Origin of the sequence: Xanthobacter pollutisoli, from assembly GCF_040044995.1 — a bacterium.
GTDB lineage: Bacteria > Pseudomonadota > Alphaproteobacteria > Rhizobiales > Xanthobacteraceae > Xanthobacter.
Genome location: NZ_JBDZDP010000003.1, coordinates 412,341 through 428,133, shown reverse-complemented (window position 1 = coordinate 428,133; position 15,793 = coordinate 412,341). Strand labels below are relative to the sequence as shown.

General features: G+C 69.2%; 13 protein-coding genes and 1 tRNA gene. 6 read left to right on the top strand and 8 right to left on the bottom strand.

Annotated elements, in window-relative coordinates; translation table 11 throughout:
• Positions 1-638 (top strand): prepilin peptidase (locus ABLE93_RS10790; protein ID WP_348839787.1); only part of this gene is annotated, 638 nt, incomplete at its 5' end.
• Positions 639-708: 70 nt separating this feature from the next.
• A complete protein-coding gene (locus ABLE93_RS10785) occupies positions 709-1,236 on the top strand; it encodes a tetratricopeptide repeat protein (RefSeq protein ID WP_348839786.1) in 528 nt (175 codons plus the stop codon).
• A 178-nt stretch (positions 1,237-1,414) separates the two neighbouring features.
• Here the strand turns inward: ABLE93_RS10785 and ABLE93_RS10780 are convergent, their stop codons facing one another.
• Together ABLE93_RS10780 and ABLE93_RS10775 are read right to left on the bottom strand one after the other, a co-directional pair.
• A complete protein-coding gene (locus tag ABLE93_RS10780) occupies positions 1,415-3,508 on the bottom strand; it encodes a hypothetical protein (protein WP_348839785.1) in 2,094 nt (697 codons plus the stop codon).
• Between the two features lie 546 nt (positions 3,509-4,054).
• Positions 4,055-4,831 (bottom strand): helix-turn-helix transcriptional regulator, encoded by a 777-nt coding sequence (locus ABLE93_RS10775; RefSeq protein ID WP_348839784.1) that lies wholly within the window; start codon positions 4,829-4,831, stop codon positions 4,055-4,057.
• Positions 4,832-4,988: 157 nt separating this feature from the next.
• On the opposite strand from ABLE93_RS10775, the gene budA reads away from it, so the two are divergent.
• The gene (gene budA / locus ABLE93_RS10770) at positions 4,989-5,819 is read left to right on the top strand and encodes an acetolactate decarboxylase (RefSeq protein WP_348839783.1); all 831 of its coding nucleotides are present in this window, start codon (positions 4,989-4,991) and stop codon (positions 5,817-5,819) included.
• A gap of 21 nt (positions 5,820-5,840) precedes the next feature.
• Here the strand turns inward: budA and ABLE93_RS10765 are convergent, their stop codons facing one another.
• A complete protein-coding gene (locus ABLE93_RS10765; protein WP_348839782.1) occupies positions 5,841-6,155 on the bottom strand; it encodes a hypothetical protein in 315 nt (104 codons plus the stop codon).
• 163 nt (positions 6,156-6,318) lie between these two features.
• Positions 6,319-6,393, bottom strand: a tRNA-Thr gene (locus ABLE93_RS10760).
• 230 nt (positions 6,394-6,623) lie between these two features.
• On the opposite strand from ABLE93_RS10760, the gene ABLE93_RS10755 reads away from it, so the two are divergent.
• The 3 genes from ABLE93_RS10755 to ABLE93_RS10745 are packed head-to-tail and all read left to right on the top strand — an operon-like array spanning position 6,624 to position 9,532.
• Positions 6,624-7,790, top strand: coding sequence for an ABC transporter ATP-binding protein (locus ABLE93_RS10755; RefSeq protein WP_348839781.1), 1,167 nt, complete (start codon positions 6,624-6,626; stop codon positions 7,788-7,790).
• A 9-nt stretch (positions 7,791-7,799) separates the two neighbouring features.
• Positions 7,800-8,717 carry an ABC transporter permease gene (locus ABLE93_RS10750; RefSeq protein WP_348839780.1) on the top strand — a complete coding sequence of 306 codons (918 nt, stop codon included), beginning with the start codon at positions 7,800-7,802 and terminating at the stop codon, positions 8,715-8,717.
• Positions 8,714-9,532, top strand: coding sequence for an ABC transporter permease (locus ABLE93_RS10745; protein WP_348839779.1), 819 nt, complete (start codon positions 8,714-8,716; stop codon positions 9,530-9,532). The genes ABLE93_RS10750 and ABLE93_RS10745 overlap by 4 nt, the downstream gene beginning before the upstream one ends.
• Before the next feature lie 15 nt (positions 9,533-9,547).
• On the opposite strand, the gene ABLE93_RS10740 is transcribed toward ABLE93_RS10745, so the two are convergent.
• The 4 genes from ABLE93_RS10740 to ABLE93_RS10725 form a co-directional block, all read right to left on the bottom strand.
• Entirely contained in the window at positions 9,548-9,721 is a 174-nt protein-coding gene (locus ABLE93_RS10740; protein ID WP_348839778.1) for a hypothetical protein, read from the bottom strand.
• Positions 9,722-9,894: 173 nt separating this feature from the next.
• Positions 9,895-11,961 (bottom strand): hypothetical protein, encoded by a 2,067-nt coding sequence (locus ABLE93_RS10735; protein WP_348839777.1) that lies wholly within the window; start codon positions 11,959-11,961, stop codon positions 9,895-9,897.
• Between the two features lie 16 nt (positions 11,962-11,977).
• Entirely contained in the window at positions 11,978-14,839 is a 2,862-nt protein-coding gene (locus ABLE93_RS10730; protein ID WP_348839776.1) for a DUF4159 domain-containing protein, read from the bottom strand.
• Entirely contained in the window at positions 14,839-15,789 is a 951-nt protein-coding gene (locus ABLE93_RS10725) for a DUF58 domain-containing protein (RefSeq protein ID WP_348839775.1), read from the bottom strand. The genes ABLE93_RS10730 and ABLE93_RS10725 overlap by 1 nt, the downstream gene beginning before the upstream one ends.
• Positions 15,790-15,793 lie beyond the last annotated feature (4 nt).

Genomic DNA, 15,793 nt, shown 5'->3' with positions numbered 1-15,793 from the left:
CGCCCATGGCCGGCCCGCCTGCGCCCACTCTGGCCTTTCCCCCGGCTCGCCAGCTGCCCCGCATCCTTGCCGTCGCGGCCCTGTGCGCGGCGGCAATGGCGGCGAGCTTCGTGGCCGGCGCGGGCGCTGTGGACGCGGTGGCCGCCGCGGCACTGGTTCCGGTGGTGTCGGTCATCGCGCTCATCGACGCGCGCTGGTATCTCATCCCCGACAGCCTGAATGTGGCGGCGCTGCTGCTCGGCCTGGTGCATGCCATGGCGGCGGCGGACGAGCCCGTCGCCGGCGCGCTCGCGGCACTGGCGCGCGGGGCCGTGCTGGCGCTGCTCTTCCTCGCCCTGCGCCAGGGCTACAGGGCGCTGCGGGGGCGCGAGGGGCTCGGCCTCGGGGACGTGAAGCTTGCCGGGGTCGCCGGGGTGTGGCTGGGGGTGGAGGCGATCCCCATCGCCATCGAGATCGCGGCGCTGTCGGCTCTCCTCGCCATCGGTATCCGCCATTGTTTCTGGCGGAGAACGGTGCAGGGGCTTGGACTTGGGCGAGGTGGAGATCTGCGGCGGATGCGTCTGCCGTTCGGGCTGTTCCTGGCCCCCTCCATCTGGATTGCGTGGCTCATCGAGCGCTGGCTCATCGCGGCATGGTGACTTTCGCCGCCATTCGCGGCAGGAAGCTCACCGGGACGCTCATCCATCGGGACGCGAAGGGGAGGGGGACATGAAGCCAGCGAACGGTCGCACCCTTCTTGGGGCCTGCGGAGCAGCGCTGCTCGCGGCGACGCTCGCGGTCGCTCCGGCCGCGCAAGCGGGTACGCGCGGCGACGCTTATGCCCTCTATGCCCGCGGCGATTACGAACAGGCGGCCGCATTGCTGATGCCGCTCGCCTTCGCCGGCGACGCGCGAGCCCAGGGGCTGCTCGGCTACCTTTTCGAGCAGGGCAGGGGCGTGCCGCAGGACTTCACCGCCGCCGCGACCTGGTACAATTGCGCCGCCGAGCAGGGCGAGGCGACCGCCCAATATCTCCTCGGCCTGCTCTACGACAAGGGCCGGGGCGTGCCCCGCGACGTGGTGCTGTCGCAGAAGTGGCTGATCCTCGCCGCCTCGCGGGCCAGCAAGCGCGAGCGCGATCTCTACACCCGCATCCGCGACGCGGTGGCCACCACCATGAGCATCGCCCAGCGCACCCGCGCCCAGGAGCTGGCCATGGCCTGGATCCCCGCCCCGCGCATCGCGCCGCCCTACTGAGGCGCCGAGCAACGGGCGGTAAGCCGCGCGCAGCCCGTCCGCCGCGCCTTTTTCGAGACACCGTGGGGAACACGAAAAAGGCGGGAGGCTTGGCCTCCCGCCTTGATGGTGCGTGCCGCAGCCGCGGCGCATTTATCGCGTTTGCCGCCGGCCCGCCGAGACGGACCGGCGACACGCCTCAGTTGGGCTTGCGGGCGCTCAACGAGAAGGTCGGCCGGCCGCCCTTTTCCGGGTCCGAGATGCGCGCCCGCTCGTTGGTGTACTTGCACCAATCGTCGTTGGGGTTCGGGCAGCTCATGACGGTGGGGTCGAACGGCTTCTGGGGGGTGTCCTCGAACTGCGGCCAGATCTGGTAAGGCAGCGAGCCGGTGGCGTTGAACTTCAGGATCTTCAGCTTGAAGAGCTTGCCGGTGGTGTCCTCGAACGTGACGGTGCAGGGCGCCGGCGTGGTCCGCGGATTGAGGCCGATGACGCCGCCCACATCGTTGGGGAACTCCCGGTTGGCGGTCTCGCTGCACAGGCCATAAGCCTTCCAGCCGGTGGTGCCCTGCTGATAGCCGGGCGTGACCGAGGCGGTGTACCAGTCGTAGGCCGGCGGCAGCGCCGGGGGCACCCTCTTGTTCAGCGGCAGGCCGTTGGGGCCGCCCACGGCGAACACGAGGCCGGTGCCCTCGAACTTCTGGAAGCTCTCGTGGTCGTCGATGGAGAAGGCGTAGGACGACGCATTGAGATAGCCGGCATCGGTCGAGCCGTGGATCAGCTGGGTGTAGGGATTGAAGCGACGGGCGCCGCTCATCCCGAGCTGCTCGAAATCATACTGCAGCTTCATGTAGTTGACCGGCGCGACACCGAGCTTGGCCGGTGAATCCGTGGTCTGCGGCAGGTCCGGCACGTCGACGTTCGAGCAGCCGGCATTCGGGCCGACGAAATTGTCGACGCGGAACGGCACCCAGCCGTGCAGAAAGCGCAGGTAGGTCTCGATCTTGGGCAGGTTGTTGCTCTCCGGCTTCATGTAGGCCGGGCTCTTGTTGGGCTTGTAGCAATTCTTGAGGTAGGAGGCGTAGCTGGCGTCGAAGGCCTGCTTGATGGGCGCGTACCAGTCCTTCAGCGGACAATTGGTGTAAGGCGCCGTCGTGCAGTTCTGCCAGTTGGTGAAGATGTTGTAGAAGTCCGTCGGTAGCTTGGTGCGGTCGTAGGGCTTCGGCAGGGGCAGCATCTCCGGCAACGCCGTATTGCCATCAACATAGGACGGGGACATGTAGTAGTTGAAGGCGAGCAGCGCCGAGGGCACGCGGATGCCGGCGTTGGGATACTTGCGCAGGTTCGTCTTCTTGTTGATCGGGTTGTTGTAGATCGGCCACTTGGTGGCGTTGGTCTGGTCCGCGTTGGCGCCGGTGAACTGGATGAGACGCGTGCGGAAATCGCCCACGCTCATGGTCGTTCCCATGTAGCCGACGGGGTTGCCCGGGCGGATCGCCGCCACCGCCACCGGCAGATAGAGCTGGTCGACGTTGGAGACGTTGTAATTGACCATCAGCGTCTGGAGCTGGCCGCCATCACCGAGGGGGGCCACATCGGCGAAGGTCCACTCATTCAGCTGATAGGGGGTCTGCCCCTGGATGGCGCTGCCCGGGATGAGTGGGCGAACCATGTACACACCGAGTTCCGCCGCCACGCACTTGTTGGCGATGGTCTGCTGCGGCGTGCACTTGGGCTTGGGACCGTTGCCGGCGACGTAGACGACCTTCTGGCCGTAGGCGCCGGTGTTGATCTTGTAGCTCTCCTCGAGCGCGGTCTTGTCGTCGAAGAGGTAGATGCGGCCGCCCCGCCACCAGTCCACATAGGCGTCGCCGCCCAGGGTCTTCTTCACGTCGATGTTGGACCACCAGGGCAGCATCACCGAGACGGTCTCGCCCTTGGGAATGCCGGTCTTGGGATTGACGTAGATGTAATAGTCGTTGTCCACCTTGTAGCACTTGGTGGTGTCGTTGAGCGCGCGCTGCAGCCACACGTCGCCTTCGGTGCAGTTGTTCAGCGCGGGATTGGTCTGCCGCGAACCCTGGATCACCGCGTAGAGCGTCGCGTCCGTATTGTTGACGATGCGGATTTCCTTGTAGCACTGGCTGTCATTGGGCGCTGTGCAGTTGGGCGGGGGGATGCTCTGGGCATCCGCCGCCCCGGCTCCGAGCACGCCCATCGGCGCGCCCGCCAGGGCGCAGACGGACAAGGCGCGCAGCACCCTCCCCAGGAGGCTAGGTGTTCCGGCTTTCATTGCGTTGACTCCCCGTTGTCGTCTGGTTTCAGACCGCCGTCGTTCACCCCACGGCGGGTTTCTGTGCCTTGAACCGCTTTCGACCCCGGGGCGCATGTCGCGGCGCCGCAGATATCGAACGGGCTCGACCCGCCCGCCGTGCCGGAAGCGATCGGAGACGCGCGCGCGCCGCGGCGTGCAGATGCCACGGCCAATCAGACCAGTTGCGGCAGGGGAAGAGCGCCAAGGCTTGAGACGGGAAAGAGGCGCGCTTTAACGGGCACGCCGCGCCATCTCGCTCTTGAGGTAGAGCTCGCATGAGCCCGCCAAGAGCACCAAGGTACCACCGTCGCCCTACCGGCTACCGCCCAACAGAATCGCGCGCCAGCTTCACAGCGCGAGCAAGTTTTTATTCAATATCTCAAGAAGTTGCCGCCCCCAAGCAGGATTCCTTCGCGGCGGTGTGCGAAACCCACGGAAGTGCTGCGAGGATAGGGGCCCGCTTACCGGCGTGCCATCCTCTAATTAGTGGAGCGCGGCGTCTGAGGCCGCAGGGAGGCGGATCTGTCAGGCCGGCGCGTTCAGCCACAGGCTCATCAATCCCGCCCGGCTGCGCACGCCGAACTTGCGGAAGAGGGTGGTGACGTGCTGATGCGCCGTGGAGGTGGCCATATCCATCTGCCGCGCGATCTCCTTCTCCGACGCCTTGGTGAGGAGCAGCTGAAGCACGCGGTTCTCGGTGGGGGTGAGCGCGGCGCTGGCGATCACTAGGCCGCTGCCGAGCATCAGGTTGCGGTGGAACCACTTGATGCCGCGCAGGGCGAAGGTGAGGAGCGCGATCTCGGCATCGGTGAAGGTCCGGCCGGCGTAGAAGCCGAAATGGGATTCGCTGTCCTCGTTGAGGGGAAATGCCACGAACACCGCATCCTGCGTTCCCACCGAGCCATAGAAGCGGTGGAAGAATGCGCTCTCGAACCAGGCGGGGGGCAGGTCGCGGCGCAGGGAATAGGCCCGGAACGTACCTACCCCGCGCAGCGGCAACAGGAAGGACGGGTCGATCTCCCGCCGGTCCCACAGCCGCAGGATCTCTGTGAAGTGGCCCTCGTCCGGCAGCGGCTCCACCGCCTTCAGCGCCCGCACGGCACCGACCCGCCAGCCTTGCAGCACGTCGTCCGCGCTCGCCGCTTTCACCCGGACTGCGCCGGCCCAGGTCGCGTTCCACGCGCCCACCATGTCGGCGAGGGCCTGCATCAATTGGATCGCCGCGTCGCTCGGCCGGCCGGCCTCCCAATCGGAGAGCTCGTCCCACAGGCGATAAATGGCGTCGTGAGAGTCGGGGCCCATGCGGCTTTGTCGATCGCTGTGGTCAAGCTTGCGAGGATTGGCCCAAACCGGTGCGGCTTTCAAGGCTGGCGCCGGCGGGCGAAGCGGTGCGATTGTATGCCGGCCTCAAATCTGCTCTTGGATGCGACATCGCCTTCAGGTCCGGGAGACAGGACGCATGCCGCGCATCGAGATCGATCTTCCGCTATCGCTCCAGAGCGCCCTCGAGGCCGAGGCGGCGCGGGCCGGCAGGGACGTCAACGAGCTGGTCCGCTCCATCCTCGCGGAGCATCTCGACACCAAGCTGCACACGGTGTTCCAGATCTCCACCTCCGGCGCGCTGGTGGCCGGCGTCTCCGATCGCGAGGTCAGCGTGGGCACGCTGCTGGAGCATGGCGACTTCGGCCTCGGCACCTTCGCCGGCCTCGACGGCGAGATGATCGTGCTGGACGGGGCGGCCTACCAGGCGCGGGAGGGCGGCGCGGTGACCCAGGCCCCGCCCGAGGCCGGCTCGCCGTTCGCGGTTGTCACCAAATTCGCCCCCGACACCACGGGCGAAACCGATGCCATCTCCGGCTTCGCCGGCCTCGGCGCGGCCTGCGACTGCTTCCGCTCCTCCGACAACATCTTCCATGCGGTGCGGCTCTCCGGCCGCTTCCGGAAGGTGGCGGCGCGCGCGGTATGTCCGCAGAAGCCCGGCACGCCCCTCGTGGACGCCGCCAGGACCCAGAGCGAATTCACCTTCGAGGATGTGGAGGGCACGCTGGTGGGCATCTGGTCGCCCGCCTTCTCCGCCGAGTTCAGCGTGGAGGGCTATCACTTCCACTTCCTCTCCGACGACCGCACCAAGGGCGGCCACGTTCTGGAGGTGGAGGCAGGCCCGCTGCAGATCGCGGTGGAGACGCTGAACGACTTCCACCTGATCCTGCCCGAGACCGAAAGCTTCCTCAAAGCCAACCTCGATCAGGACGTGGCGGGCGCGCTGAACACCGTGGAGCGCTCGCACTGAGGCCGGCGCGGCGCCTTGCCGCTATTCGGGCGGGGCCGAGCCGACCGGGGCGGGCGGCTGGCCCGGCCGGTGCAGAAGGGTTAGCGACAGGAAGGCACCGATCCAGGAGCCCACCGCCGCGAACACCACATAGACCCAGTTCTCCGTATAGCTGATGACGGCGAACGAGGAGAGCATGTACCAGACGCTGGACCAGTTGGCGGCCGAGAGCCGCCGGCGCGCCACCACCGCCGAGGTGAAGGCCACGTAGCACGCATCCGTCGCCGCCGTGGCGACGAAGACGCCGAGGGCGACGAGCGGGTCGAGGGCCAGGACGGCGGAGAAAATCGGTTGCATGGGCGGCCGCGCAGGTGACGGGGGAACCGATCCCCATCATGGCCCAGTCAGAGCTTCCCCACCCCACGAATTCGCGGCGGACTTAGGCGATTCTGGCGCTGCAGGTGCAGTGGCTCGACGTGCAGTCGCAGTCCGGCGCGCGTTCGATGTGTCTGGGGATGACTGGTGCTGCGAGAGAGGATTGAACTCTCGACCTCTCCCTTACCAAGGGAGTGCTCTACCACTGAGCTACCGCAGCGTACCGAATGGGCACCCGATCAAGGTGGGGTGCCCGGAGGCGACGGTGGTGCCGTCGTCAGGCGGCCTCCTCTATTACAAGCAGGGCACAGGTGCAAGGGGCGCGGATGACGCGGGAGTGGATGGCGCGCCGGCTCTGGCGGAAAGGCGCAATTTTGCGCGTGCTCGCGGCTTGAGCGTTTCCGTTTCCACGGCTAGCCTCATTCCGGTAGGGCCACGCTGGGGGACATGATGGCAGCGGAGAAGGCGCGCAAGGAAACCATCGGCGCCGTCCGGCGCACGTTCGCCCCCTGGGACGATCCCACCAAGACGCCCCTCATCCGGTTCGAGAACGTGGTGAAGCGCTTCGGCGACTTCACCGCCGTCGACCATGTGAGCCTCGACATCTACGAGCGGGAGTTCTTCGCCTTGCTCGGCCCCTCGGGCTGCGGCAAGACCACGCTCATGCGCATGCTCGCCGGCTTCGAGGAGCCCACCGAGGGCCGCGTCGTCCTCGCCGGGCAGGATCTCGCCGGCGTGCCGCCCTACCGGCGGCCGGTGAACATGATGTTCCAGTCCTACGCCTTGTTCCCGCACATGAACGTGGCCGACAACATCGCCTTCGGCCTCAAGCAGGACAAGATGCCCAAGGGTGAGATCGACGCCCGCGTCGAGGAGATGCTCAAGCTCGTCAAGCTGGAGAAATTCGCCAAGCGCAAGCCGCACCAGCTCTCCGGCGGCCAGCGCCAGCGCGTCGCCCTTGCCCGCTCCCTTGCCAAGCGCCCCAAGCTGCTGCTGCTGGACGAACCGCTGGGCGCCCTCGACAAGAAGCTGCGCGAGGAGACCCAGTTCGAGCTGATGGACCTGCAGATGGACCTCGGCATGACCTTCCTGATCGTGACCCACGACCAGGAAGAGGCCATGACGGTGGCCGACCGCATCGCCGTGATGAACCACGGCGTGCTGGTACAGGTGGCGCCCCCCGCCAGCATCTACGAGCAGCCGGCGACGCGCTACGTGGCCGACTTCATCGGCGAGGTGAACCTCATCGAGGCAACCGTCACCGAGGGCGATGCGGATTTCACCCGCCTCACCTCGCCCATCACCCCGTTTCCGCTGGTGGTGGCCCAGGGCTGCGACGCCAAGCCGGGCGGCAGCGCCTGCATCGCCATCCGGCCGGAGAAGCTGCGCATCTCCCTCGACCCCCCGGCGGAGGCGAACGAGAACTGCTTCGAGGGCGAGATCTGGGATATCGGCTACCTCGGCGACCTCTCCATCTACCATGTGGAGCTCGCCTGCGGGCAGCGCATCAAGGTGTCCCAGCCCAATCTGTCGCGCGTGGTGGCGCGGCCCATTTCCTGGGACGACAAGGTGTGGGTGACGTTCGCGCCCCACGCCGGCGTCCTTCTGACCCGCTAGGAGGCGCCGATGCCCATGGCCGGGGAGAAGGGACGGGGCCGCTGGCTCGTCATCGCGGTGCCCTATCTGTGGCTGCTGGCGCTGTTCCTCGCGCCCTTCCTCATCGTCTTCAAGATCTCGCTGTCGCAGGATGTGGTGGCCCAGCCGCCCTATGCGCCGCAGCTTGACCTGTCCCAGGGCCTGGCCGGGGTCACGGACTTCCTGTCCCAGCTGTCGTTTGACAACTACGCCTATGTGGTGGATTTCTCGAACGAATTCGTACAGGCCTACGGCTCGAGCCTGGTCATCGCCTCCATCTCCACCATCCTTCTTCTGCTGGTGGGCTACCCCATCGCCTATGGCATGGCCCGGGCGCCGCGCTCCATCCAGCCGACGCTGCTGATGCTGGTGATCCTGCCGTTCTGGACCTCGTTTCTGATCCGCGTCTATGCGTGGATCGGCATTCTCTCGCCGGAGGGCCTGCTGAACCAGGCGCTGATGGCGATCGGGGTGATCGACACGCCGCTGGAGATCCTCAACACCGACACGGCGGTCTATATCGGCATCGTCTATTCCTATCTGCCCTTCATGGTGCTGCCGCTCTATTCGGCACTGGAAAAGCTGGACCTCACCTTGCTGGAGGCAGCGGCCGATCTCGGCTGCCCGCCCACCAAGGCGTTCTGGACCATCACATTCCCGCTCTCGCTGCCGGGCGTCGCGGCGGGGGCGCTGCTGTGCTTCATCCCTGCGGTGGGCGAGTTCGTGATCCCCGACCTTCTGGGCGGCTCCGACACGCTGATGATCGGCAAGTCGCTCTGGACGGAATTCACCGTGAACCGGTCGTGGACGGTCTCCTCCGCGGTGGCGGTACTGCTGCTGCTGGTGCTGGTGATCCCCATCGTGATCTACCAGAACATCCAGCAGCGCGAGCTGGAGGCGGGCAGATGAAGAAGGGCCTCACCTGGTTCAACGTCACGTCCATCGTGCTGGGCTTCGCCTTCCTCTACATCCCCATCCTGCTGCTGGTGATCTATTCGTTCAACGCCTCCCGCCTCGTCACGGTGTGGGCGGGCTTTTCCACGCAGTGGTACTGGTCCCTGCTGGAGAACGAGCAGCTCATCGACGCCGCGTGGGTGACGCTGCGCATCGCCTTCTTCTCCTCCCTCGTCGCCACCGTGCTCGGCACCATGGCGGCGCTGGCGCTGACGCGCTACGGGCGGTTCGGCGGCCGCACGCTGTTCTCGGGCATGATCTACGCGCCGCTCGTCATGCCGGAGGTCATCACCGGCCTGTCGCTGCTGCTGCTGTTCGTGGCGGTGAATTTCGACCGGGGCTTCTGGACCGTGCTGCTGGCCCACATCACCTTCACCATGTGCTTCGTGGCGGTGGTGGTGCAGTCGCGCCTCGTCACCTTCGACCGCACGCTGGAGGAGGCGGCCCTCGATCTCGGCTGCCCGCCGTTCCAGACCTTCATGCGCATCACCCTGCCGCTCATCCTGCCGGCGGTGGTCTCCGGCTTCATGCTCGCCTTCACCCTGTCGCTGGACGATCTGGTGATTGCGAGCTTCACCACGGGCCCGGGTGCCACCACGCTGCCCATGCGCATCTATTCGCAGGTCCGCCTCGGCGTGACGCCGGAGATCAACGCGGTCTGCACCATCCTCATCGCCATCGTCACGGTGGTGGTCATCATCGCCTCCATCATGACCAAGCGCGCGGAGAGCCAGCGCGAGGCTGAGGAACGCGCGGCGATGATGCAATAGGCCGAGGAGCCGGCCTCAGAGCGCGAAGGTCGGCAGGCCGGCGAGGATCTCCACCAGCACGAGGATGCCGCTGGTGAGGAAGCCGCCGGCGGACATGAGGGCCACGGCGCGGGCGGGATCGGCGGGCGGCACGGCCAAGGCCTGCGTTGGCATCGGCGTCACAAATGCGGTGCGAATCATGGTGGCCACGCGAAAGAGAAGTCCGCGCGAAGCGTCGCAGGAAATCATTAACCAAGATCTTAAGAGGGGCGCGGCACTCCCTTTACGGGGCGCGCGCTTCGTGCCGCGCCCGCGCGGAGGGACGCCGTCAGTGCAACGGGTTCCGATCCAGGCGGTCCGCGAGTAGCAGCGAAGCGCGCGCCTCAGCGCCCCTCGCGCACCCAGGCGGCGGTGATGGCGCCGAGCAGGAGCAGGAGGCCCGACAGGCCCGCGAACAGCGGGAACAGGCCGATGCCACGCACCACCGAGACGTCCCGCGTCTTCAGCCCCATCCAGTCCTCGCCGGCGAGGCGGTCGGTGGAGGAGACCTGCACCACGCGCGGGACCGTGCCGTTGAGATCGGCAAGGCGCCAGACGCCGCCGCCCGTGGCGGCCGCGATGGGTGCCACCACGTCGCGGGTGCTGGTGACCTCGGCAAATTCCTTCGGGTTCAGCGGCCCGATGTTGGCGAGGGCGTTCAGAGTGCCGTTGGCTGCGCGCCACAGGCCGAGTTCGTCGGCGGGCGTCGAGGCGCGCCACAGGCCAGGCTCCGCCTGGGTGAGGGTGAGGGTGCGCAGCGCGCCCGAAGGGGTGGTGACGGTGGCCTGGGGCACGGCGTCCGCCATGGTCTGGCGCTCCACCACCAGCTCGCGGCCCGAGACTGTGAGCTTCAAGCGCTCCTCCTCCAGGTCCGGCTCCTTCATCAGCCAGTGGGAGAGGCGGCGCAGCAGGTCGATGTGCGGGCCGCCGCCCTCGTAGCCGCGGGCCCACAGCCAGATGTGGTCGGAGAGGAGCAGGGCCACCCGGCCCTCGCCCACGCGGTCCACCAGCAGAACCGGCTTTTCGCCGGGGGCGGACATGAGGCTGGTGCCGGAGCGGGCCTGCGCGTCGATCACGCGGAAGAAGCGGCTCCAGTGGGGCGGATCGCTCTCCGAGCCGGGGAGGGCGCGGGTGACCGGGTGGCGCTTGCCGGGATCGGTGAGGCGGGCGTGATAGGGCGCGTCGGTGGCCTCGCCGCGCGGGATGCCGGGCAGGATTTCCTCCAGCGGCGTGTTGTAGAGCGAGCCGGTGTCGATGAAGTCGGTGCCCGCCGCCACCAGAACCGCGCCGCCGCCGCGCACGTAGCGCACGATGTTGTCGAAATAGACCTGCGGCAGCACGCCCTGCTGGGCGTAGCGGTCGAAGATGATGAGGTCGAAATCCTTGATCTTGGTCTGGAACAGCTCGCGGGTCGGGAAGGCGATGAGCGAGAGCTCGTTGATGGGCGTGCCGTCCTGCTTCTCCGGCGGGCGCAGGATGGTGAAGTGGACGAGGTCCACGTTGGCGTCGCTCTTCAGCAGGTTGCGCCAGGTGCGCTCGCCCACGTTGGGTTCGCCTGACACGAGGAGCACGCGCAGCTTGTCGCGCACGCCGTCGATGGCGATGGCAGTGCGGTTGTTCACCTGCGTCAGCTCGCCCTCGAGCGGGGGCACCTCGAACTCGACGATGTTGGGTCCGGCGTGGGTGATGTCCACGTCGACGCTGGCGCTGCGGCCGGCGGTCACCACCGGGCGGCCGACGACCTCGCCGTCGCGGCGGATGGTGACGGTGACGCGGGCGCCCTGGGGGGCGCCTTCGTCGGTGACGCGGAAGGTCACGCTCTGCTTCTGGCCGACGATGCCGAAGCGGGGCGTCTTCTCCAGCGCCACCCGTCGGTCGCGCTCGCCGGTGCGGCCGGTGACAAGGGCGTGGACGGGCGCGGAGAAGCCGAGGGCCTGCGGATTCTCCGGCGTGTCGTGCACCCGGCCGTCGGTGATCATGATGGCGCCCGCCACCCGCTCCGGCGGCACGTCCGCAAGCCCGGCGGAAAGGGCGGAGAACAGGCGGGTGCCGTCCGCCGCGCCATCGCCGGCATCAGCCTCGATGGTGCGCACCTCGACGCCGGAGAGCCGGCCGAGCCGCTCCGCCAGCGCCGCGCGGGCGGCCTCGGCCTGCTGGGTGCGCTCGCCGAAGGTCTGGCTCGCGCTCTTGTCCACCACCACCGCCACCACCGAGGTCAGCGGCTCGCGCTCCTCGCGGGTGAAAGAGGGGTTGGCGAGGGCCAATAGCCCCACCGCCAGCGCCAGCGCGCGGAAGACGGCGCCACGGGTGCGCGAATAGAGCAGCAGGCCCGCCAGCAGCAGCGCCGCCACGGCGATCACTGCCAGCATTGGGAGCGCGACGAAGGGGGAGAAGGTGAGGCCGTAATTCATCCGGTGATGCTCTTCCTCACTGCCCCAGCCGTTCCAGCAGCGCCGGCACGTGCACCTGGTCCGCCTTGTAGTTCCCGGTCAGCACGTACATCACCATGTTGGCGCCGGCGCGGAAGGCGATCTCCCGCTGGCGCGGCTCGCCCGGGGTGAGCGGCAGCATCGGCTCGCCGCTGCGCGAGACCGCCCAGGCGCCCGCAAGGTCGTTGGAGGTGATGATGACCGGTGAGACGCCGTCGCCGGCGCGGGCCGGGCGGTCGGCATCGTCGCGGGCGGCCGGCAGCGCCTCCACCCAGGTCGTGCCGCCGGTGAAGCGGCCGGGGAAGTCCTTCAGCAGATAGAAGGCCTTGGTGAGCACGTGGTCGCGCGGCACCGGTTCCAGCTCGGGAATGTCGAGGCGGGAGAGGATCTCCTTCAGCCGCGCGCCGGCCGGCGACAGGGGCGCGCCGGGGGCGCCGGTGGATTCGATGGCGTCGCGGGTGTCGAAGATGACCGTGCCGCCCTGCTTCATGTAGGCGTCAATACGCGCCAGCACCGGCTGGGGCGGCACCGCGGTGTCGGCCAGGATCGGCCAGTAGAGCACGGGGAAGAAGGCGAGCTCGTCCTTGGCGATGTCCACGCCCATAGCCTCGCCGGCCTGAAGCGCGGTGCGCTGGGACAGGAAGGTGGCAAGGCCGTCGAGGCCGGCGCGGGAAATGTCGTCCACCTCGCTGTCGCCGGTCACCACATAGGCAAACCGCGTCTGGATGGTGGCCTTCAGCGCGAAGCTGTCGTCGGCCCAGGCCGGGCCGGGCGGCAGGAGGCCGACGGCGCCGCCGAGGGCGATGGCGGCCAGCAGCACCGCTGCCGCGCCCCGCCGGGCGCGGGGCGTGCGCACCGGTCCCTTGCGGCCCTCGCCGCCGCGCATGCGGGCAAGGCCACCGGCGAGGAACAGCACCGCAAGCGCGTCCAGCAGCAGCATGCCCATGGCGGCGAGGAGGATGGTGCCCCTCAGGTCGCGCGGCGCGCTCTCCTGCAACGGCTCCACCCGTCCGCCGAGGCTCATGAGGTCGAGCGCCTTCGGCCGGTCGGCGGGGAGCAGGGTGTTGACCGCGACCAGACCGTCCGGCGGTCCGTAGAAGCCGGGCGGATGGTCGGCGCTGGAGCGGCCGCGATAATCGGCGGGAAGCGCACGGGCGGTGGGACCGGCGGGGCGGAAGGCGCCGAAGCCATCGAGCACGCGGGCCGGCGGCAAGGCCGCCACATCAGGCCGGGCGGAGGCCTGCACCACCGCATCGGCGGGCGCGGACTCCGGCGGGGGCGGCGCATCGGACAAAGCGACGAGGTGGCGCAGCATCTCCACGAAGGTGCCCGAGAGCGGCAGATTCGACCAGGAGGTGTCGCCGGTTACATGGAACAGCACCAGCGCGCCCTTGCCGCGGCGCATGCCGGTGACGAGGGGCGTGCCGTCTGCCAGCGTCGCCCAGGTGCGGTCGCCCAGCGCGCCGTCCGGCTCGGCCAGCACCTGGCGCGTCACCGTCACGTCGTCGGCCGGGCGGATGTCGCGGAACGGGCCTTCCGGCGTCAGCGCGCCCAGTTTCTGCGGCGTCTCCCACGAGAGGGAGCCGCCCAGAACGCGCCCGCCGCGCCGCAGCTTCACCGGCAGCAGGTCGTCCTGTGCGTTGGCGAGGCGCGGCCCGGCGAAGCGGATGAGCACGCCGCCATCCTCGACGAAGCGCGAGAGGCGGTTGCGGGTGGCGGGCGGGATGGTGCCGACGTCGGTCAGAACCAGGACCGGCAGGCGCTGGTCAAGGAAGCGGTTGATGTTGTCGGTGGCGGATCCGGTCTCCGCCACGCGCAGGTCGGCGAAGGGGCCGAGGGCACGGGAGAGATAATAGGTCGGCGCCAGGAGGGGCTGGCCGGTATCGGTGGATGTGCCGGAGACCACGCCGACGGACCGCCGCCGCCAGCGCTTGTCCAGCAATTGAACGGCGCCGGCCGAGCGCTCGCCGGCGATCTCCAGCCGCGCCACCTCGTTGCGCAGCTCCACCGGCAAGTCGAAGCGCGCGTCGGTCTCGCTCACCCCCTCGGGCAGGGTGAACGGCGCCTCGCCGAGCACCAGCCCGCGCATGTCGCGGGCGGTGACCGTGCCGGCGCGGGGCGGCCCGCCTTCAGGGCGCAGCACCTTCACGCTCAGGGCGTCGGCGGCATTTTCCGCCGCCGCCAAAGCGAGCGGACGGGCGACTCCGCCGCCCACAACCAGCAGGTTCGCGCCGGCGCCGAGGTCGGTGAAGGCGCGGGCGAGGTCCGGATCGGCGCCGAGATCGACGCCGTCGCTGACGAAGACCACGCCGGCATTGGGCTCGGCGGCGCGCAGCTTCTGGGCGAGCGCCAGCGCGTCCCGCCGTGCCGGAGCGAAGGGCACCGGCTCCAGGGAGCGCAGGCGGTCGCGCGCGGCGGCGGGGGTGGAGAGGGTCGCCTCGCGCGGCACGTCGCCGGTGGGGATGAGGGCGACGCCGCGCCCGTCGGTCTCCGCTTCGTCGATTAGGGCGGCGGCGGCGCCGCGGCGGCCCTCCCAGCTCGCGGCGGCGGGCCAGCCCTGGTCGATAACGAGAACGAGCGGGCCGGACCCGGCCGGCGCGGCGGCCGGCGGATTCCAGATGGGGCCGGCGGCAGCGAGGATCACCAGGGCGGCCAGCAGCAGGCGCAAGGCGGTGAGCCACCAGGGCGTGCGCGCCGCGCTCTCCTCCTTGGGCGCGATGCCCAGCAGCAGGCGGAGCGGGGGAAACGACACCTCGCGCGGCTTCGGCGGCACCACCCGCAGCAGGAACCACAGCAGCGGCAGGGCGAGGAAGGCGGTGAGCAGCAGCGGGGCGGAAAAGGCGAGGGGAAGGCCGAACATCAGGCGGGCCCTCCCGCGACGAAGGCATGGCCGCCGCCCTTGGGCACGGTGGAGGCCGCCCCGCCCGCGCCCATGCGCGCATGGATGGCGAGCAGCAGCTCGCTGGCCGGCCGGTCGGTGCGGTGCACGGCGAAGCTCCAGCCCAGCTGTTCGGCGGCGAGGCGGATGCGGGCGCGGTGCTCCACCAGCTTCAGTTCATAATCGGTGCGCCAGCTCTCTGCGCGGCCCACGGTGAGGCGGGTATTACCCTCGGGCTCGTGGAACTCGATGCGGCCGGAAAACGGAAAGGTCTCCTCGGCCGGGTCGACGACCTGCACCACATGGCCGTGCGCGCCGGAGGCAGCCAGCGCATGCAGGCGCGCCGCCACCTCCTCCGCCGGGCTCCAGAAATCGCCCAGCAAAACGATCTCCGAGAGGGGGGAGGGCGCGAAGGCCGGGGGCAGGCTGTCGGGCAGGCGCGGCGCCAGCACCACGGCCTCGGCCATGCGCTCGACGATGCGGCGATTGGCGGAGGGGCGCATCAGCTCGGGAATGCCCACGCGCTCGCCCCCCTTCACCAGCAACTCCGCCAGGGCGAAGGCAATGACGAGGGCACGCTCGCGCTTGGGGGCCTGGCCGCGGGAGGCGAAATCCATTGAGGCGGACAGGTCCGGCCAGATCCACACGGTGTGGCTCGCCTCCCACTCGCGCTCGCGCACATACAGATGGTCGTCGCGGGCGGAGCGGCGCCAGTCCACGCGGTTGGCCGGCTCGCCGTCGACGAAGCGGCGGTACTGCCAGAAATTCTCGCCCGAACCGGAGCGGCGGCGCCCGTGCAGGCCGTGCTGCACGCTCATGGCGATGCGGCGGGCCTCCAGCACGAGGCGCGGCATGGCCGCGGCCAGGCCCGCGGCAGCGAGGGCTGCGGTCTCGACGGACCGGTGCGCGTCGTCGGCCGGGGTCGTGGCCATGGCG

Excerpts from the sequence above, each read along its gene's own strand:
- ABLE93_RS10730 (WP_348839776.1), bottom strand. The coding sequence starts at position 14,839 with ATGTTCGGCCTTCCCCTCGCCTTTTCCGCCCCGCTGCTGCTCACCGCC.
- ABLE93_RS10725 (WP_348839775.1), bottom strand. The coding sequence starts at position 15,789 with ATGGCCACGACCCCGGCCGACGACGCGCACCGGTCCGTCGAGACCGCA.
- ABLE93_RS10750 (WP_348839780.1), top strand. The coding sequence starts at position 7,800 with ATGCCCATGGCCGGGGAGAAGGGACGGGGCCGCTGGCTCGTCATCGCG.
- ABLE93_RS10755 (WP_348839781.1), top strand. The coding sequence starts at position 6,624 with ATGGCAGCGGAGAAGGCGCGCAAGGAAACCATCGGCGCCGTCCGGCGC.
- budA (WP_348839783.1), top strand. The coding sequence starts at position 4,989 with ATGCCGCGCATCGAGATCGATCTTCCGCTATCGCTCCAGAGCGCCCTC.
- ABLE93_RS10785 (WP_348839786.1), top strand. The coding sequence starts at position 709 with ATGAAGCCAGCGAACGGTCGCACCCTTCTTGGGGCCTGCGGAGCAGCG.
- ABLE93_RS10735 (WP_348839777.1), bottom strand. The coding sequence starts at position 11,961 with ATGAATTACGGCCTCACCTTCTCCCCCTTCGTCGCGCTCCCAATGCTG.
- ABLE93_RS10765 (WP_348839782.1), bottom strand. The coding sequence starts at position 6,155 with ATGCAACCGATTTTCTCCGCCGTCCTGGCCCTCGACCCGCTCGTCGCC.
- ABLE93_RS10745 (WP_348839779.1), top strand. The coding sequence starts at position 8,714 with ATGAAGAAGGGCCTCACCTGGTTCAACGTCACGTCCATCGTGCTGGGC.
- ABLE93_RS10780 (WP_348839785.1), bottom strand. The coding sequence starts at position 3,508 with ATGAAAGCCGGAACACCTAGCCTCCTGGGGAGGGTGCTGCGCGCCTTG.
- ABLE93_RS10775 (WP_348839784.1), bottom strand. The coding sequence starts at position 4,831 with ATGGGCCCCGACTCTCACGACGCCATTTATCGCCTGTGGGACGAGCTC.